We start from the raw sequence: 16,184 nt of genomic DNA, 5'->3' as shown, positions 1-16,184 counted from the left end.
GCAGTTTGACTAGTTTTTGCTGATCAAAGTTTCAGCCTGGGACTTCTTGCCACGCAGCGCTAGCCAGCTCGCCAGGGCGATTATCGCGGTCAATGCGAAGGTGCTCAGCAATTGGATTCGCACATTGGTATCCAGGAATCCTAGCAGCATCACCAGCACGATCAGCAGCATGGTGAACCATGAAAGATAAGGGAATCCCCACATCCGTACCGATAGCTTTTCACCCGCGGCGTCCGCCCGGCGTCGCAGGATGATCTGCGAGACGATGGTGGCCAGCCACATCATCAGGGCCGTTGATCCCAGTAATTGCAGCAAGACGCTCAGCACATGCTCGGGGTCGATGAAATTGAGGATTACCGCCACGAAGCCGAAGAGCACCGAAGCCAGCACGGCAGCGGCTGGTACATGCTTAGCGGTCACTGAGCTGAGGAATCTGGGGGCCAGTCCGCGTTCACTCAGGGAGAAGATCATCCGCGAGGCTCCGTAAAGATTGGCGTTGAGCGCGGAGAGCACCGCAACGGCGATGATCAAGGTGGTGATTTCTTGGGCATAGGGAAGATGGGCTTCCGCCAGGACCGAGGCGAAGGGGTTGGTGACGGCGTCCGAGTTCCAGGGCAGGATGACCACCATGACGAAAACCGAGCCGATATAGAACACCAGGATCCGCCAGAGCACCGAACGGATTGCCCGGCCGACATTGTGCTCGGCGTTCTCGGTCTCGGCGGCTGCGATGGTGACGAGTTCGGTGCCGCCGAAGGCGAAGACCACGATCAGCAAGCCTGAAGCCACGCCGGCCCAGCCGGTGGGCAGGAATCCACCGTGATCGAAGAGGTTGCTGAAGCCGACTCCGCTACTCGGGATCACTCCGACGATCAACAGCACGCCGACCACCAGGAAAACCACGATGACGAGGACTTTGAGGATGGCAAACCAAAACTCTAGGGAACCGAATTTCTTGACTCCCAGCAGGTTGATCACGGTGAAGATCACCATGAACACCAGCGTCAGTAACCACTGCGGGAGGGTATTCCACAAGCTGTTCAGAATAGCTGCGGCGCCGGTTGCCTCGGCGGCCACCACCACAACGTTCTGGATCCACCACAGCCAACCGACCGCGGCCCCGGCGACCGGGCCCATCGCTTTTTCCGCGTAGTAGGAGAAAGCGCCGCTATTCGGGTGGGCGGCGGCCATCTCACCGAGCATCCGCATCACGAAAATCAAGATAGTGCCGGCGATCAAGAAGGAGATCAGCACAGCCGGGCCAGCCACTCCGATGGCTTTGCCGGAGCCGATGAAGAGTCCGGTGCCGATGGAGGAGCCCAGGGCCATCATGATGAGTTGCCGGGGTTTCAGACCCCTGCTGAGGGATCGGGTGTCCTCGTGGACTGGATTAGCCATGGAATGCCTTTGATGGTTCGGACGGTGCTGAGACACCCATCATATTGTCAGGTGATTTGGTTTCTGATGAAAGGCTGAGTCCTTCTTCAACGATAAGCGGAGGAAGGGGGATGACCTGGATGCCGACTCGGAAGACTGCTTTTTCAGGCCGGGTCCAGCCATCCGGCGAACACATCGTATTACTTCTCGTTAAGCCAATTGATGGCGAGCTGCGCGATCTCCGCATTGTTGTTCTCCACCAAGAGCAAATGAGAATTGCCGAAGATCTCTGCCTGCGGTAGATCGACTATTGTCACCTCGGCTCCGTGGTCACCGGACTGAGCGAAATACGCGTCGGTTTTCCCACGGATTATCGGCCAGCGATTGTCACGATCAAGGTAGTCTCCGTAGATGGCTAGCACCTTGGTGCTGCGCATTGCGGAGCCGTCTCCGAGCCCGGCCTGTGCGGGTTCAAGAGCGATGATCGACGTGATCAGTTCTGGCTGTTGCTCGGCGAGTTGGAAGGCAAAAGCCGCCCCCTGAGAATGAGCGCACAGCGTCACTGGGCCGATCAGCTCGATCAACTCGCGATAAGCGGATAGCACGATCTCATCGGTGCCCGTCCAGCGGGGCACCAGTCCCTCAGCGAACCGCTGGAAATAGTGCAGAGGAAACCGCAGGCCGGGATAAGCTGCTTGCTCCAGAGTGGCTGGTTGAGCGTCTTCAACTGGAAGGCCCAGCCGGAATTGCTGGAAAGCATCCTCGGCTGTTCGCAGGATGGGCCGTTCTTGGAAATGCGGATCTCGTGGATTCCAGCCTGAGCGGCCTCGTTCCACCGCATCGGCGTTGTAGCAATGAAAACCTGCTCGCAGGAAATGTTGGAGCCAGCCGTCCCGTCCATCGGGGGTGTGCTCCCAGACCGCGCCGCTCATCGAGCCCCCGTGCATGAAGAGCACGGGTTCCTTGGACCGAGGCTTGCGCTGCCGGAACTCCTGGACGTACATCCCGCCGGTCCGGTAGGTGCCATTCGGATTGATGGTCACGGGCACGCCTGCTGCGGCGAGGACATGCTGCTCGGGTTGCTCGCCGTCGATAGCGAGGGGCCTGGAGCCAAGGAAAAACGACCGATAGGACTGCAAGTCGAGCTGTTGAGAATCTTGCGCGTCATCCATGGTCCAGCTTTCCTCCCGGTGGAGATGGGTTCTTCGGTGCAGTGGGTGGTATCCGGAGAGAGTTTACCGGTGGTCTTCCTGTTGGCTGACCAGGCTGCCGAGCAGGTGATTTTGAGATCGGATGATCGAGGTCTATGATTAGTTATAGTCAAATTGACCATAACAAGTTCGCGGCGCTTATCTAGGGAGTACACCATCGAGACCCAGCAGCCAGTGTTCCGGGACACCGGAGTGACGGTGACTGGTTACCCTAGCGGGGCCAATGTCTCCGAACGATTGGCTGCACCGCCGTCATTGGCGATTTCAACGGTGATCTTCGCGCTGCGCCCCAGCGAAAGCTCTGGCCGCCCCTCGCTGTGGCTGCCCCTCGTCCGCCGGATCCGGGAACCCTTCAAAGGGCAATGGGCGCTGCCGGGAGGCCCGCTCAGCCGGGAGGAATCCCTGCAGGGGGCCGCAGGCCGCAATCTTTACGAAACAACGGGTCTCAAGCCCCGCTTTCTCGAACAGCTCTACGCTTTCGGTGGCTTGCAGCGTTCGACGTCGCAGGGCATTTCCGCGCAGCGCGTCGTCTCCATCGTCTACTGGGCGCTCGTGCAAGCCACCGAAGCCGCTCTAGCCAAGGACGATCCCAATGTCAGCTGGTTCCGCGCGGAGCAACTTCCGGAACTCGCTTTCGACCATCGGGAGATCGTGGAATACGCGCTCTGGCGACTGCGGAACAAAATCGAGTACGGCTCCATCGCTTACCACTTCCTGGGCGAGAAATTCACCCTGGCTCAGGTTCGAGAGGTCTATGAAGCGGTCTTGGGCAAACAACTCGACCCGGCGAACTTCCGCCGCCAGCTCAAGGCAACAGTGGATATCGAAGCCACTGAGGAATACCTGCAAGGCGGTAAACACCGCCCGCCCCGGCTGTACCGCTACACCGGCGACACAGAGATTTTCAGTCAGAACCGCTCAATGCAGCGAACTAATTCAACCCAGCCTAATGTCGAGGGAATATCGTGAGCTCAGTCAATACTGCCATTCAACTTTCAGTTCGTGGGAATTCCTCGGATTCCACCTGCGGCACCGACCTCGCTAAAGGGCCCTGGGAATTTGATCTCACGGCGGCTCTCGACGGCGTTCCGAGCTATGGCCCGGGGGCCTCGCTGGCTGATACCGCGCCGCCGAGCACCCCCAGGCAAGGCCAGATTCCACAAGAGTACAAGGATGCTACGGACCAGGAACTAGAGGCCAGGATCCTGGCAGCTAAGGCCGCTCTGGGAGAACGAGTGGTGGTGCTGGGGCATTTCTATCAGCGCGACGAAGTGATCAAATACGCCGATTTCGTCGGTGACTCCTTTCAACTGGCCAACGCTGCGAAGTCTAAACCCGAAGCGGAAGCGATCGTGTTCTGCGGAGTGCACTTCATGGCCGAGACCGCTGATATGCTTTCCGGTCCCCAGCAATCGGTGATCCTGCCCAATCTCGCCGCTGGATGCTCAATGGCGGATATGGCTGATATCGAGTCCGTTGAGGCCTGCTGGGCTCAGCTGGAGGAGATCTACGGCGATATGACAGCTCAGGACGCCGAGGGTCGGGTCCCGGTGATCCCGGTGACCTATATGAATTCCTCTGCGGCGCTCAAAGGGTTCTGCGGTGAGCACGGCGGTATCGTCTGCACTTCCTCGAATGCCAAGACCGTGCTGGAATGGGCTTTCCAGCGTGGCCGCCGGGTGCTTTTCTTCCCGGATCAGCACCTGGGGCGCAATACCGCCAAGGCAATGGGGGTGCCGCTCGAGCAGATGCCGATGTGGTCACCGCGCAAGCCCTGGGGCGGCACCGACGTCGAGACCTTGAACGAGGCGCGGGTGATCCTCTGGCACGGCTTCTGCTCCGTGCACCGCCGCTTCACCGTGGCACAGATCGAGCAGGCCCGGGCCGACTATCCGGGCGTGCGGGTGATCGTGCACCCGGAGTGCCCGATGCCGGTGGTGGACGCCGCCGACGAATCTGGTTCCACTGACTACATTGTGAAGGCGATCCAGGCCGCTCCCGCCGGAACCACCTTCGCTATCGGCACCGAGATCAATCTGGTGAATCGCCTTGCCGAGGAGTACCCACAGCACACCATCTTCTGTCTGGACCCGGTGATCTGCCCCTGCTCGACGATGTACCGGATTCACCCGGGTTATCTGGCCTGGGTGCTGGAATCGCTGCTCGAAGGACCTGGGCGCAAGGGAACAGTGGAGAACCGGATCAGCGTGCCCGAACAAGTCGCCCGTCCCGCTCGAGTGGCCCTTGAGCGGATGCTCGCCGCCCGGCCATGAGCGAGAACTCCATGAGCAGCACGTCGCTGAGCGATGAAGATCGCCGGCAGGGCACGGCCCGGGGAACTCCGAAGCTCCGAGTGGTCATTGTGGGCAGTGGCCTGGCCGGACTCACCGCGGCCCTGCACTTGGTGGCCTCGGAGGCCGCCGAAGTGCTCCTGCTCACCAAGGCGGAACTCGGCGAAAGCAACTCACGCTATGCCCAGGGCGGCATCTCGGCGGTGCTGCCCAGTGTGCCGGGGGCTTCCTTCGGAGGTTTCGCGAGGTTCGCTCAGCCGAGCCCAGGCGACTCGGTGGCCGCCCATATCAAAGACACCCTGATCGCCGGTGCCGAGGTGAACGACCCGGCGGCCGTTGAGCAGCTCTGCACCGCGGCAGCCCAGGTGATCGCTGATCTGGTCGACCACGGTGTGCGGTTCGATACGGTTCATGATTCCGAGACGGGGCAAGAACACTGGGCACTCGGCCTGGAGGCGGCGCACAGCTTCCCCCGGGTTCTGCATAGCGGAGGGGATAGCACCGGAGCCGGAATCATCGACGCGTTGAGCCAGGTGATTCGCGAGCGCGCAGAGCACGGCAAACTCGAGTTGCGAGAGCGTACCGAGCTGTTAGAACTGCTGCTGGACGCCGGACGGGTTCGGGGTGTCAGCGTGCTGAACGCGGAGGGCGAGCAGGAGCGGATCACCGCCGATGTGGTGCTGCTGGCGACCGGTGGCGGAGGTCAGATCTTCTCGCACACTACCAACCCTGAGGGTGCCACCGCCGATGGCCTGGCCGTCGCGTGGCGAGCCGGTGCGGTGGTGAAGGATCTCGAGTACTACCAATTCCACCCCACCCTGCTGGTGCACGAGCGGCCCTTTATGATCTCCGAGGCGGTACGGGGCGAAGGCGCGGTGCTGCGCAATGAACTGGGCGAGCGCTTTATGACGGCGGTTCACCGGGACGCCGAACTGGCCCCTCGCGACGTCGTCTCGCGCGGCATAGCCCAGCAGCTGGACCGCGGCGGATCGGTCTATCTCGATGCTCGCGGCATCGTGGCTGAAAAGGGCCGGGGCTTCCTGGCTCGGCGTTTCCCGGGAATTGACGCAGCATTGCGTGCCCGGGGCCTGGACTGGGAGAACGATTTGCTCCCGGTGAACCCCGGTGCTCACTACTGGATGGGCGGAGTGGCCAGCGATCTGGCGGGCCGGAGTTCCTTAGCGGGGCTTTACGTGGCCGGAGAACTCGCCTGCACCGGGGTGCACGGCGCCAATCGGCTCGCCTCGAACTCGTTGCTGGAAGCCGCGGTCTTCGCTGCCAGGGCGGTACACGCCATGCTCGGCTCGCCGGACGAATGGCCAGAGTCGTCGCAGTTCGAGGCCGAGCCCTTGGAACTGTCGGCCCCGGATTCTGCTGGTCGACAGCTCGTCGATCTGAAGCAACTGGGCGAACTCATGATGAACCAGGCCGGAGTACTGCGGGATGCCGCAGGCCTGGAGCTGGCAGCCAAGCAGCTCGCCCAGTGGCGTGCCGACGATCCGCAGAGCGATCATCTGCTGCTGGCCGCTGAACTGTTGGTGAGTGCTGCGAGCAGGCACCAGGGCTCCTTGGGAGCGCACTGGCGTTCCGATTTCAGCGAACGCTCCGGAGTGCCCAGCCGAAGTTTCGTTAACCAGCGCCCCTAGAGCGCTGGTTCCTCAGCCCCCGTTCTTCCGAGAAGCCCGAAAGGCCCCCCATGACAGAGATTCTGCCGCTGAGCCGCAGTCAGATTACCCCCGCTGTGCTTGCAGCCCTGGCTGAGGACGCCCCTTACGGCGATCTGACCTCGCAGCTACTGATTCCGGAAGCCGCCCGGGTGGTAGCGGTGCTGAATGCCCGGGAACCCGGGATCTTCAGCGGCACGGCGGTCTTCGATGCTGCTATGGAACTCACGGATCCCGCGATCTCGGTGCAATGGCAGCTCGCCGACGGCGAGGAATTCGCCTCCGGAGCGGAACTCGCCGTGGTGGAAGGGCCAGCGCGCTCGGTGCTCACCGCCGAGCGGGTGGGACTCAATCTGGTGCAGCGGATGAGCGGGATCGCCACGCTGACCGCGCAGTACGTCACAGCGGTGACGGCGGTGCCGGGCAATCGCTCCAGGGTCGTCGACACCCGTAAGACCACCCCCGGGCTGCGGGCGCTGGAGCGCTTCGCGGTGCGCTGCGGGGGCGGGCATAACCACCGCTACAGCCTCTCCGACGCCGTGATGGCCAAGGACAACCACCTGGCGGTGCTCAGCCAAGGTGATCACCGGAAATTGACGGCGGTGCTCTCCACGCTACGGCCACGCCTGTCGCACACCACGCATATCGAAGTAGAGGTGGACAGCATCGCGCAGATCGAGCCGGTACTGGCCGCCGGAGTGGACACCATCATGCTCGATAACTTCAGCCTCGAGGAGTTACGCGAAGGGGTACGGCTGGTCGCGGGTCGGGCCCTCGTGGAGGCCAGCGGCAACGTGCGCCTGGAGACCATCGCGCAGATCGCGGCGACCGGCGTCGATATCATTTCGGTGGGCGCACTGACCCACTCTGTCCGCGCGCTCGATCTCGGGCTGGACGTGCGATTCGGTTCGGAAAGCCGATGAACCACCGGGACGGTGTTTCGGTAGTGAGGGCAGCATGATCTTCCTAGACGCCGCGGCCACCACCCCGGTGCGCCGTGAGGTGATCGAGGCGATGTTCCCCTACCTGACCGGGGACTTCGGCAATCCCTCGAGTCATCATGAATTGGGGGAGCGGGCGGCCCTCGCGATCGGACGAGCCCGAAGCGATATTGCCGAGTTGCTCGACTGCCGCCCCGGAGAGGTGGTCTTCACCTCGGGAGGTACCGAGGCCGATAATCTGGCGGTCAAGGGCATCGCGCTTGCTCGCAGGGCGGCCAGAGCCTCGCGGAATCGAGTGCTGATCAGCGCCCTTGAGCACCCCGCCGTCCAGGAATCGGCGGAATACCTCGCCCGGATGCACGGATTCCAGCTTGAGACGATCCCGGTGGATCGCAGCGGGCTGATCGACGGCGACATTTTCAGTTCGATGTTGGATGATGACGTGGCGCTAGCCAGCGTAATGTACGCCAATAACGAGATCGGCACTGTTCAGCCGATTGCTGAGCTCGCCGCGCTCGCAGCCCAGCACGGGGTTCCGCTGCACAGTGACGCCGTCCAGGCCAGCGGCTGGCTGGCACTGAAGCTGCCGGCCCTTGGGGTGCATGCCCTGAGCATCTCCGGTCATAAATTCGGTGCCCCCAAGGGCGTCGGGGCGCTGATTCTGCGCTCCAGGACGCTGGCCGAACCGGTGATCCACGGCGGCGGTCAGCAGTCCGGGCTGCGTTCGGGGACCGAGAACGTTGCCTTTGCGGTGGCCTTGGCGAAAGCCCTCCAGCTCGCTGAACAGGAGCGGGAGGCTGCTTTCGAACGAGTCTCCCGGCTTCGGGACGATTTCATCGACTCGGTGCTCAGCAGGGTGCCGCAAGCCGTGCTCACCGGGGCACGGGGGGCGCAGCGGTTACCCTCGATAGCTTCCTTCTGCTTTCCCGGAACGCACGGCGAATCCGTGCTGCTCGAATTGGAACGACAGTCGATCATCTGCTCCTCGGGCTCGGCGTGCGCCGCGGGTTCTTCGGAGCCCTCCGCGGTTTTGCTGGCGATCGGGCTGTCCGCTGAAGTGGCGCAGAGCGCTGTGCGGTTCAGCTTGCCCTCGGCGGTGAGCGCTGAAGAACTCGCTCAGGCGGCCGACGCCGTGGTGGCTGCGGTGCGCAACCTGGGTCGCTTGGGGCGGTGATTCAGTCCTTTGCGCGAGTCCGTACCCGGCGGAAAATCCAGTAGCGCAATAAGAGGAAGCGGCTTACCGCAGCGAGCACATTGGCTGCCGTGATGGTCAGCACATCTTCCATCACTGTGGGGTTCGGATTGAAAGCGTGTAAAAGCCAGAGGCTCGAGCTGGTCAAAGCCAAGGCCAGCAACATCACCCAGAGACCGCGCCGATGATCCTGGAACCAGTGCTGACGATCCTGGATCGACCAACTGAGCCTGCGATTGAGTTCGGTGTTCAGGATCGAGGTGAGCACCAGGGCAATCAGATTGGCCCATTGAGTGCCGGTCACCGGTCTCAGGCCCGCGAAGATGCCCAGCGAGGCAGCAGTGCAGATGGCGCCGACCACCAGAAAACCGCCGATCTGCTGCCACAGTCCGGCAGCCCGCCGAGGGCTGCGCGGAGTGGAGGGTGCGAGGGGTGCCGAGTTCAGCTTCACACCGCTCACACCCGCTTTAGTCATCACCGTTAAACTCTGACACCTTCCCCGGCCTGAGCCAAATATGCCTTACTCAGCCGGCCAGCAGTTCACCGACCGGAATCTCGATGCTCAGCCGATTAGCCGGACCGGGCAAGGGACAGGCCCAGCGTTCGTCATAAGCGCAAGAGGGGTTGTAGGCGAAATTGAAATCGAGGATCAGCCGGGCTGGGTCGCCATCCATTGCCGTTTCCTCGCCCAGGTAGGCGCCTTTGATGCTGTCCAGCAGGTAACGGCCGCCGCCATAGCTTCCACCGGGTCGCCCCGAAGTGGCGTCTCGGAAGGGCAGGAAGAGCCCGCCGCCGTAGCCCAGGTGCCGCCACAGCGCTAATTCAGCTGGCTGATGAGGCGCTGATCGATCAGGCCCTTCGTCCGAACCGAGCTGTACAGTCTGCCCGGTTATCCCGGTCTGCCTCCCTCGCCGGTCAGGACCGCTGAAGCGCAGCGTACCCAGGCATTCGAAATCCACTACACCGTCGGTGCCGGTGGGCACCGAAAGTGTTGTTCCCCGGCCGCTTTCCGAAAGCTCTGCCTGGAAACGGTAGGCGGGATCGTAATCGGCCACCACGAGCCCGTTGAACCCGTCCTGAACGGCGGGGCTGAGTGCGGAGGCAGCATGCTCGCGAAAGAGCCGGTTCCGCTCGGTGATCCAGTAAAGGTGGGCTTCGCGGGCGTCCTGTGCGGCGAGCCGGCGCACCTGAGCATAGAGCTCGAAGGTTTGACGTCGCCAGTCAGCGGTGGCTAAGGCCTTGGAATAGCTGGAGTTCATGAGCTGGCCCTCTTCGTCGGTGCTCTTGAATTCTAGCGCTCGGACTCAGCACTATTCGCCGAGGTTATCGCCAATCACTTCCAAGGCCATGGTCTTGGCGCGTGCCGCGACCGGGCCGAGTTCCGCGGCCACCGCAGAGACCAGGGCCTCCACCAGGATGGTCTGCGGAATCCGAGTGGTCACGGTGACCTCTTCTCGAAAGGTCAGTTCAGGCATTCCCACCACGAGATTCAGCTCAGCGAGAGCCGCCAGGGGAGACCTGGAAAAGGCCGTGATGGCCAATACCGTGGCACCGGCCAGCTGAGCCGCCTGGGCGACTTTGAGGCTGGCGGTATTCGCTCCGCTGCCGCTGATCACCAGCAGAACGTCATGCTCACTGAGCAGCCGCGCACCGATTTGCTGGCCGATGGCGTCGAGTTGGAACTCAGCGGCTCGACCGATCGCGCTGAGCCGAGAGGCGGTGTCCATCGCGAGTGCGGCCGAGAGCCCGTTACCGGCCACGACCAGCCGTTTGGCTCGACTGATCAACTGCACGGAGCGTTCCACGTCGGCCGGAGCCAGCAGCGCTGTCATCGAGGTCACGGCGTCGCGCACCTGGCTGAAAGAACTGTTCACGATAAAGGAACTGCCAGCCAGCTCCGGTGCTTCTGGTGCCGGGCCGGTGGCTGCGGAATAACCTGAGTCCCGGGCCAGCAGTACCCGGAGTTGCTGATAGCCGCTGAAACCCAGGCTCTGACAGCTGCGCACCACGGTGGCTCGGGAGGCTCCCGCCAGATCGGCGACTTGCTGGGAGGAGAGTTCCACCACTTGATCAGCGCGCTCTAAGAGCACGGTGGCCACCGCCTGCTCGGCGGGCAGCATAGAGGGCAGGATCGAGCGGATACTAGCCAGAATCTGCCCGGGAGCATGCTTCTGCCCCGGAATGTTCTTCTGTTCTGGAATGTTCTGGAGCTCAGCCACGGGCTGCCTCCCCGGCGTCGAAGGCGTCGAGTTCGGCGGGCTGCACCGAGATCTTCGCGGAGATCTCAGCGACTTGCTGCGGATCCAGGTCGAAGACCGGGGCCTGATTCGCCAAGTACAGCGGCAAGTGCCGAACCCTGGCCAGCGGCGCCGAGGCGGGTGCGCTGAAGAGCGTCACTAATTGAGCCCCGCTGCTGCGCAGCGCCCGCTCATGGCCTTCCGGGGCCAGTACGTCATTCACATTCACCACGCCGGGAGCCACCAGCACCGGAATGAGCTGCTCGCCGACCGGCAGCGAATCCCCGAGTGCATGGTGATAGTGGCCGGAGAGGATCAGCCGCACATCGCTGCCGTGCAAGACCTCCGCCAACTCCTCAGGATTCTGCAACTCGATTCCGTCGTGCAGCGGGGTGACCGGTTCCACCGGCGGATGGTGGACCACCAGCAGGGTTCCCGCTTGAGAGGGGGTGCTGAGCTCTTCGGCCAGCCAATCGAGCTGGCCGCGGTCGAGGAAACCATGAGTTCTGCCGGGAACCGAGGAATCCAGGCTGATCACCCGGAATCCACCCAGTGTGCTGCTGCCGTAGATCGGCAGCTGGCCGCCGTCCTCTTCGACCGGGGCACCCGGGTGGCCGTTTCCCAGCACCTGCCAGAAGCCTGGCCGCCCGTCGTGGTTCCCCATCGCATAGAGGACCTGAGCGCCCCGATGGTGAGCATAGTCAGTCGCCAGTTCGCGGACCGCCTGATAGGAGGCGACGCTGCCGTCATCCGAAACATCTCCCGAGATAACCAGTAAGTCGAGCGTATCGACGGCGAGCAGGCCGCGCAGCGCGTGCAGCAGGGCATCCCTGGCGTCCACCACGCCGGAATGCAGCCCTCTGGCCAGCAGATGGGTGTCGCTCAAGTGCAGGATGTTCAGCGTGCTCATGTTGATATTGTCTCCCGGCGGACCGACAATTCACTGTTTCTGTCTGCGGTCTGTCGACGCGCGGGCGTGCCATTGACAATGCGCTGTCGCACCGCGCCGGAGAGCTGATCGATCAGCACGGTCACCGCGACCACGACGAGAAGCAGTATGCCGACGGCGTCCCAATTCCGGAACTGCACATTGTCCTGCAGCATCTTCCCGATTCCGCCGGCACCGATCAGGCCCAGGATGGCGGAAGCCCGGACGTTGATCTCAAAACGGTAGAGCCAGAAGGAGAGCACATCCGGTGCCGCCGAGGGCCAGATTCCCCAACGCATCAGATCAATCCGAGAACCACCGGTGGACCGCACCGCTTCGAGCGGGCCGGGGTCGACTCCTTCAAAGGCCTCGTATCCCCACTTGCCCAGGGTGCCGATCGATCCGATGCCGAGCGCCAGAGCCCCGGTGAACGGGGTCAGCCCGGTGACCGAGAGGATCAGGATGGCGATCACCACTTCGGGGACCGCGCGGATCACCGCGAACAGTCCGCGCAGCGGCCAATTGACTAGTCGTGGGGCCAGGCCCCGAGTGGCCAGGAAGCTCAGCGGGAAGGAGACCACGATGCCCAGCAGGGTGCCGATCCAGGCCATCTGTACCGAGAGCAGCATGGCGGAGAGCGCTTCGCCGAATTTACTCCAATCCGGGGGAAGGAAGAGCGCGCCGAAGTACTTGGCTGCCTGGCCCGGGAAATCAGCCAATGAAGCTCCATCGATTTTGGCGCCCCAGAAGGCGAGCACCACGAGCAGCGAGCCCAGTAGCCAGGCCAGGCTTCTTCCCCCATGGCGCGGTTTAGCGGGACGGCTCACCGCCGGGCTCGGTTCGCCCAGGCCAAAGGGACTGGGCGAACTCATACCAGTCTCCTTCGCAACCAGGCCGAGATCGATTCGAGGACGACGACCATCACCAGGATCTCCAGGATGATCATCGACAATTCGTGGTATCGGAAAAAGCTCCGCACATTGTCGATCAGCACGCCGAGACCGCCCGCTCCGACCAGGCCGATCACCGCCGAAGCCCGGATATTGATTTCGAAGGTGTAGAGCGCTTGTGAGGCGAAGGCAGGGAGGATCTGCGGCAGCATGGTGGCTCGGTTCGCGCCGAACCAGGTGGCTCCGGCGGCCAGCGCAGCCTCTTGTGCACCCCGGTCTTCACCATCGAGAGCCTCGGAGACCAATTTGACCATAATGCCGAGGTTGAACAGCAACAGGGCCATGATTCCGGAGAGCGCGCCGACCCCCACCACAGCGACCAGAATCGCGGCATAGAGGATGTCGGGAACTGAGCGAATCAGATTCAGCACGGTGCGCACGATGAGCAGCAGCGGAGTGTTCGGGTTGGTTGCCCGGGAGGCCAAGAAGCTCAGTGGCAGGGAGATGATTGCCCCCAGGGAGGTGGCGATCACCGCCATATTGAGGGTTTCCAGCAGAGCGGGGAAGGTCTTCGGAAGGAAACCGTAGTCGGGTTGCGTCAGTTTGAGTAGATTGCCCCAGGCATTGCCGAAATTGCTGAAGATCGCCGGCAGATCGACCTGGATCCCGAAGCCGGCCCAGAGCGTGAGGGCTGCCAGGATCGCCACGATGACGGTATTGCGCAGTGCGTGCTGTGGTTTCAGCGGGCGGGATCCGGCGGCTGGGAGGCCGTCGAGTGCAGCGGTGGGGAGGGGGCCAGCAGTCATATCTGCGGTTTCGCTTCCAAAACGTCCTCGGCGGTTAGCGAACGGCCGTAGATGCTCTCGAAGACCGACTCGTCGGCGTCCGCTCCTGAGCCGTCGAAAACCACTTCACCCGCACGCAGGCCGATCAGCCGATCGCTGTAGCGCCGGGCTAGGTCAAGGAAGTGCAGGTTAACCACGACGGTGATGCCGAGCTCGGTATTGATCCGTTGCAGATCCCGCATCACCACGTGAGAGGTGGGCGGGTCGAGGGAGGCCACCGGTTCATCGGCCAGGATGATCCTAGGTTTTTGGGCCAGGGTTCGGGCAATGGCGACCCGCTGTTGCTGCCCACCGGAGAGGCTAGAGGCCTTTTCGTAGGCCTTCGCCACGATCTCCACCCGCTCCAGCGCCTGCATGGCTAGTTCGACGTCGTCCTTTTTCCAGGCCGAGAGCAAGGATCGCCAGGCCGGGGTGTCGTGCAGTCGCCCGACGAGCACGTTATTGAGCACCGTGGTGCGCTTCGCCAGATTGAAGCTCTGGAAGACCATGCCGATCTCGGAGCGGAGCTCGCGCAAGGTGGATCCGCGCAGCGTGGAAAGCCGCTGGTCCGCTACCGTGATCTCACCGCTGGTGATCGGCACCAGGCCGTTGATGCTCCGGATCAAGGTTGACTTGCCCGCTCCGGAAAGTCCCACGACGCCGACCATCTGCCCCGAGGGGATCTCCAGGCTGATGTCCTTCAGCCCGGTGTAACCATTGGGGTAGCGCACCCCGACCCGTTCGAAGCGGATCGGCGCGCCCTGCCGTGCCAGGCCAGTTGATTCAGCGATCCCGGATGATTCCGCTGCTGGCACTAGCCGAGACCGATCGATCGGGCGGCGTCCTGCGTCTTCTTCAGGCTCAGCGGATCTGCGGCTTGCAAGCCGGTGATCTGGTAGATCGCGGTGAGCGCGCTGACGCCTTCCGGGGTTTTCGCATAGTCGAGCATGGCGTCGGAGACCTTCTGCTGCCATTCCGGGCTGAGCTTTGAACTCAAGGAAACGCCGTCATTCGGTATTTCGTCGGTCAGCGCGAAGACCACGACTTTATTGCCGATATCGGGGTTGTCCTTCTTCACCACCTCGCGGGCATCCCAGTAGCTGAACCCGACCTCGGCATCGCCTTTGTAGACCGCGAGCACCGAAGCATCATTCGCGGTGACCTTGATGGGGGAGAGGTCTTCCACCGCGAGGCCCTGAGCCTTCAGAGCCGCCACCGGGAAGATGTAGCCCGCGGGTGAGGCCGAGGAGAGCATAGCGACCTTGGCGCCCTTGACCTTGGTGATCTGGTCGAGTCCGGCGGGCCCATTGCCGCTCGCAGTGCCATTGCAGTACAGCATCCCGTTGGGTCCGGCCACCGGAGTGTCCTTGCAGTACTTCCCCGGATCATTAGTGAATAACTGAGCGGCATAGCTGGATTTGGACTTGCGTTGCGTCTGCAAGGCGGGCTTGGCTCCATACTTATCGCAGGCCTGGCTCATCTGCAGCGAGGGCAGCATGCCAATTTGCGCCTGGTTCGAGCCGATCGCTTCAACCGCCGCCTGATAGTCGGCGGTGATCACTCCGTGGACCGGAATTCCGAGTCGTTGGCTGAGCGCCGCTTCGAGGGGCTTGACGGTGTCCACTAGTTTCTTGGCGTCTCCGGAGGGCACCAGGGCCAGGGTCAGCTCGGTCGGAGCGGCCGCTCCCTCAGTGCCGCTGCCGGTACAGGCCGCGGAGGAACTGCCGGAGGGGGCTTCATCGGCATCCTGACTGACGCCGCAGGCCGAGAGCGCGAAACTGGTGACCAAGGCCAGGCTGGCCACGGCGCCGACGGTGAATCGGGATTTCTGGGAAATTCTCATCTTCATGGTGGACTACCTATCGGGTGGTGAGTGCGGGAGGGAGTGATGAAGCTGGAAGGCGACAGGATCTTGAGCCCATTCCTGAATGCCCGGGTAGAGCTCTTCTATGGTTTCGGCACGCAGATGGGCGGGCCCGGTGTGGAGATCGAAGCGGTCGATAAAAGCCGTCGAGCACCCGGCGTTCAGGGGGATCTCGATATCGTTGGCCCAGACATCTCCGACGCTCAACAGGTGAGCTGCGGGGCGGCCATCCAGTAAATCCGGAAGCTGCTGAGCGAAGCCGAGAGGCTTCCGGGCATTCGGTACGACGTGATCGATCAACCCGTTCAGCCCCAGCCCGATCAGGCTCTCGGTGACGCCGGCCAGCGGGGCGTTGGTGAAGAGCAGGCGTTCGGCGTAGCCGCTCACTTCCCGGAGAAAATCAATCAAGCCTTCCGGGGCGTGCACTGTCACTTCGCCTCGAGCGATGGCCTGCCGGCTTTCGAGATAGGCGGTGCTGCGCTGTTCCGGGCTCAGCGTGGTTTCACTCAACCGGGCCACGGCGTCGTAACCGTCCTTGAATACTCGCTGGCTTTCGCCGGCCAGGAACTGATCGACTTCGGCGAGGAGGGCCTTGGCTGCCTGCTCGGGAAGCTGGTCAGCCACCGCCTGTGCATAGGCCAGGACCGGCCCGTCACCCAGCGCGACGGTGCCGTCGAAATCAAGGACGAGGAGTGGTGCTTGGCTGGAGGCGTTCGGGATCACAACAACACGGTATCCCGCTAAGAACTAAGCGTCCATGAAAAA

The 16,184-nt window shown here is 62.8% G+C and carries 16 protein-coding genes; 5 read left to right on the top strand and 11 right to left on the bottom strand.

Annotated features, from left to right (window positions below; genetic code table 11):
* Window positions 1-9: 9 nt before the first annotated feature.
* A complete protein-coding gene (locus tag ABDK06_RS02410) occupies window positions 10-1,398 on the bottom strand; it encodes an amino acid permease (RefSeq protein ID WP_394938539.1) in 1,389 nt (462 codons plus the stop codon).
* A 179-nt stretch (window positions 1,399-1,577) separates the two neighbouring features.
* Window positions 1,578-2,549 carry an alpha/beta hydrolase family protein gene (locus tag ABDK06_RS02405; protein ID WP_394938535.1) on the bottom strand — a complete coding sequence of 324 codons (972 nt, stop codon included), beginning with the start codon at window positions 2,547-2,549 and terminating at the stop codon, window positions 1,578-1,580.
* Between the two features lie 237 nt (window positions 2,550-2,786).
* Here ABDK06_RS02405 and ABDK06_RS02400 point away from each other — a divergent pair, with 237 nt between their 5' ends.
* Genes ABDK06_RS02400 through ABDK06_RS02380 form a run of 5 tightly spaced genes read left to right on the top strand, consistent with a single transcriptional unit; the run spans window position 2,787 to window position 8,658 of the window.
* Window positions 2,787-3,557, top strand: a complete 771-nt coding sequence (locus tag ABDK06_RS02400; RefSeq protein WP_394938533.1) for an NUDIX hydrolase — start codon at window positions 2,787-2,789, stop codon at window positions 3,555-3,557.
* A complete protein-coding gene (nadA, locus tag ABDK06_RS02395) occupies window positions 3,554-4,861 on the top strand; it encodes a quinolinate synthase NadA (RefSeq protein WP_394938531.1) in 1,308 nt (435 codons plus the stop codon). Before ABDK06_RS02400 ends, nadA begins: the two co-directional genes overlap by 4 nt.
* Window positions 4,858-6,525, top strand: coding sequence for an L-aspartate oxidase (nadB, locus tag ABDK06_RS02390; RefSeq protein ID WP_394938529.1), 1,668 nt, complete (start codon window positions 4,858-4,860; stop codon window positions 6,523-6,525). Before nadA ends, nadB begins: the two co-directional genes overlap by 4 nt.
* 50 nt (window positions 6,526-6,575) lie before the next feature.
* The gene (nadC, locus tag ABDK06_RS02385) at window positions 6,576-7,466 is read left to right on the top strand and encodes a carboxylating nicotinate-nucleotide diphosphorylase (RefSeq protein WP_394938527.1); all 891 of its coding nucleotides are present in this window, start codon (window positions 6,576-6,578) and stop codon (window positions 7,464-7,466) included.
* 34 nt (window positions 7,467-7,500) lie between these two features.
* Window positions 7,501-8,658 (top strand): cysteine desulfurase family protein, encoded by a 1,158-nt coding sequence (locus ABDK06_RS02380; RefSeq protein WP_394938525.1) that lies wholly within the window; start codon window positions 7,501-7,503, stop codon window positions 8,656-8,658.
* Window position 8,659: 1 nt separating this feature from the next.
* Here the strand turns inward: ABDK06_RS02380 and ABDK06_RS02375 are convergent, their stop codons facing one another.
* From ABDK06_RS02375 to ABDK06_RS02335, 9 genes are read right to left on the bottom strand one after another with little or no spacing between them, the layout of a single operon-like run.
* Window positions 8,660-9,151 (bottom strand): GtrA family protein, encoded by a 492-nt coding sequence (locus ABDK06_RS02375; RefSeq protein ID WP_394940778.1) that lies wholly within the window; start codon window positions 9,149-9,151, stop codon window positions 8,660-8,662.
* A 49-nt stretch (window positions 9,152-9,200) separates the two neighbouring features.
* Window positions 9,201-9,935: a DUF1684 domain-containing protein gene (locus ABDK06_RS02370; RefSeq protein ID WP_394938523.1), complete on the bottom strand. Its 735-nt coding sequence runs from the start codon at window positions 9,933-9,935 to the stop codon at window positions 9,201-9,203.
* A gap of 51 nt (window positions 9,936-9,986) precedes the next feature.
* Window positions 9,987-10,895, bottom strand: a complete 909-nt coding sequence (locus ABDK06_RS02365) for a MurR/RpiR family transcriptional regulator (protein WP_394938521.1) — start codon at window positions 10,893-10,895, stop codon at window positions 9,987-9,989.
* Window positions 10,888-11,823: a metallophosphoesterase gene (locus tag ABDK06_RS02360; protein ID WP_394938519.1), complete on the bottom strand. Its 936-nt coding sequence runs from the start codon at window positions 11,821-11,823 to the stop codon at window positions 10,888-10,890. The genes ABDK06_RS02365 and ABDK06_RS02360 overlap by 8 nt, the downstream gene beginning before the upstream one ends.
* A complete protein-coding gene (phnE, locus tag ABDK06_RS02355; RefSeq protein ID WP_394938517.1) occupies window positions 11,820-12,713 on the bottom strand; it encodes a phosphonate ABC transporter, permease protein PhnE in 894 nt (297 codons plus the stop codon). The genes ABDK06_RS02360 and phnE (ABDK06_RS02355) overlap by 4 nt, the downstream gene beginning before the upstream one ends.
* The gene (gene phnE / locus ABDK06_RS02350) at window positions 12,710-13,537 is read right to left on the bottom strand and encodes a phosphonate ABC transporter, permease protein PhnE (protein ID WP_394938515.1); all 828 of its coding nucleotides are present in this window, start codon (window positions 13,535-13,537) and stop codon (window positions 12,710-12,712) included. Before phnE (ABDK06_RS02350) ends, phnE (ABDK06_RS02355) begins: the two co-directional genes overlap by 4 nt.
* The gene (phnC, locus tag ABDK06_RS02345) at window positions 13,534-14,370 is read right to left on the bottom strand and encodes a phosphonate ABC transporter ATP-binding protein (RefSeq protein WP_394938513.1); all 837 of its coding nucleotides are present in this window, start codon (window positions 14,368-14,370) and stop codon (window positions 13,534-13,536) included. Before phnC ends, phnE (ABDK06_RS02350) begins: the two co-directional genes overlap by 4 nt.
* On the bottom strand, window positions 14,370-15,404 hold the full coding sequence (gene phnD, locus ABDK06_RS02340; RefSeq protein ID WP_394938511.1) for a phosphate/phosphite/phosphonate ABC transporter substrate-binding protein: 1,035 nt from the start codon (window positions 15,402-15,404) through the stop codon (window positions 14,370-14,372). The genes phnC and phnD overlap by 1 nt, the downstream gene beginning before the upstream one ends.
* Before the next feature lie 6 nt (window positions 15,405-15,410).
* On the bottom strand, window positions 15,411-16,142 hold the full coding sequence (locus tag ABDK06_RS02335; RefSeq protein WP_394938508.1) for an HAD family hydrolase: 732 nt from the start codon (window positions 16,140-16,142) through the stop codon (window positions 15,411-15,413).
* Window positions 16,143-16,184 lie beyond the last annotated feature (42 nt).

Origin of the sequence: Psychromicrobium ferritrahens (assembly GCF_043789415.1) — a bacterium.
GTDB lineage: Bacteria > Actinomycetota > Actinomycetes > Actinomycetales > Micrococcaceae > Renibacterium.
The sequence above is the reverse complement of the archived record's forward strand: the minus strand, read 5'-3'. Positions and strand labels throughout refer to the sequence as shown.

Excerpts from the sequence above, each read along its gene's own strand:
- ABDK06_RS02410 (WP_394938539.1), bottom strand. The coding sequence starts at position 1,398 with ATGGCTAATCCAGTCCACGAGGACACCCGATCCCTCAGCAGGGGTCTG.
- ABDK06_RS02405 (WP_394938535.1), bottom strand. The coding sequence starts at position 2,549 with ATGGATGACGCGCAAGATTCTCAACAGCTCGACTTGCAGTCCTATCGG.
- nadB (WP_394938529.1), top strand. The coding sequence starts at position 4,858 with ATGAGCGAGAACTCCATGAGCAGCACGTCGCTGAGCGATGAAGATCGC.
- nadC (WP_394938527.1), top strand. The coding sequence starts at position 6,576 with ATGACAGAGATTCTGCCGCTGAGCCGCAGTCAGATTACCCCCGCTGTG.
- ABDK06_RS02380 (WP_394938525.1), top strand. The coding sequence starts at position 7,501 with ATGATCTTCCTAGACGCCGCGGCCACCACCCCGGTGCGCCGTGAGGTG.
- ABDK06_RS02375 (WP_394940778.1), bottom strand. The coding sequence starts at position 9,151 with ATGACTAAAGCGGGTGTGAGCGGTGTGAAGCTGAACTCGGCACCCCTC.
- ABDK06_RS02370 (WP_394938523.1), bottom strand. The coding sequence starts at position 9,935 with ATGAACTCCAGCTATTCCAAGGCCTTAGCCACCGCTGACTGGCGACGT.
- ABDK06_RS02360 (WP_394938519.1), bottom strand. The coding sequence starts at position 11,823 with ATGAGCACGCTGAACATCCTGCACTTGAGCGACACCCATCTGCTGGCC.
- phnE (WP_394938517.1), bottom strand. The coding sequence starts at position 12,713 with ATGAGTTCGCCCAGTCCCTTTGGCCTGGGCGAACCGAGCCCGGCGGTG.
- phnE (WP_394938515.1), bottom strand. The coding sequence starts at position 13,537 with ATGACTGCTGGCCCCCTCCCCACCGCTGCACTCGACGGCCTCCCAGCC.
- phnD (WP_394938511.1), bottom strand. The coding sequence starts at position 15,404 with ATGAAGATGAGAATTTCCCAGAAATCCCGATTCACCGTCGGCGCCGTG.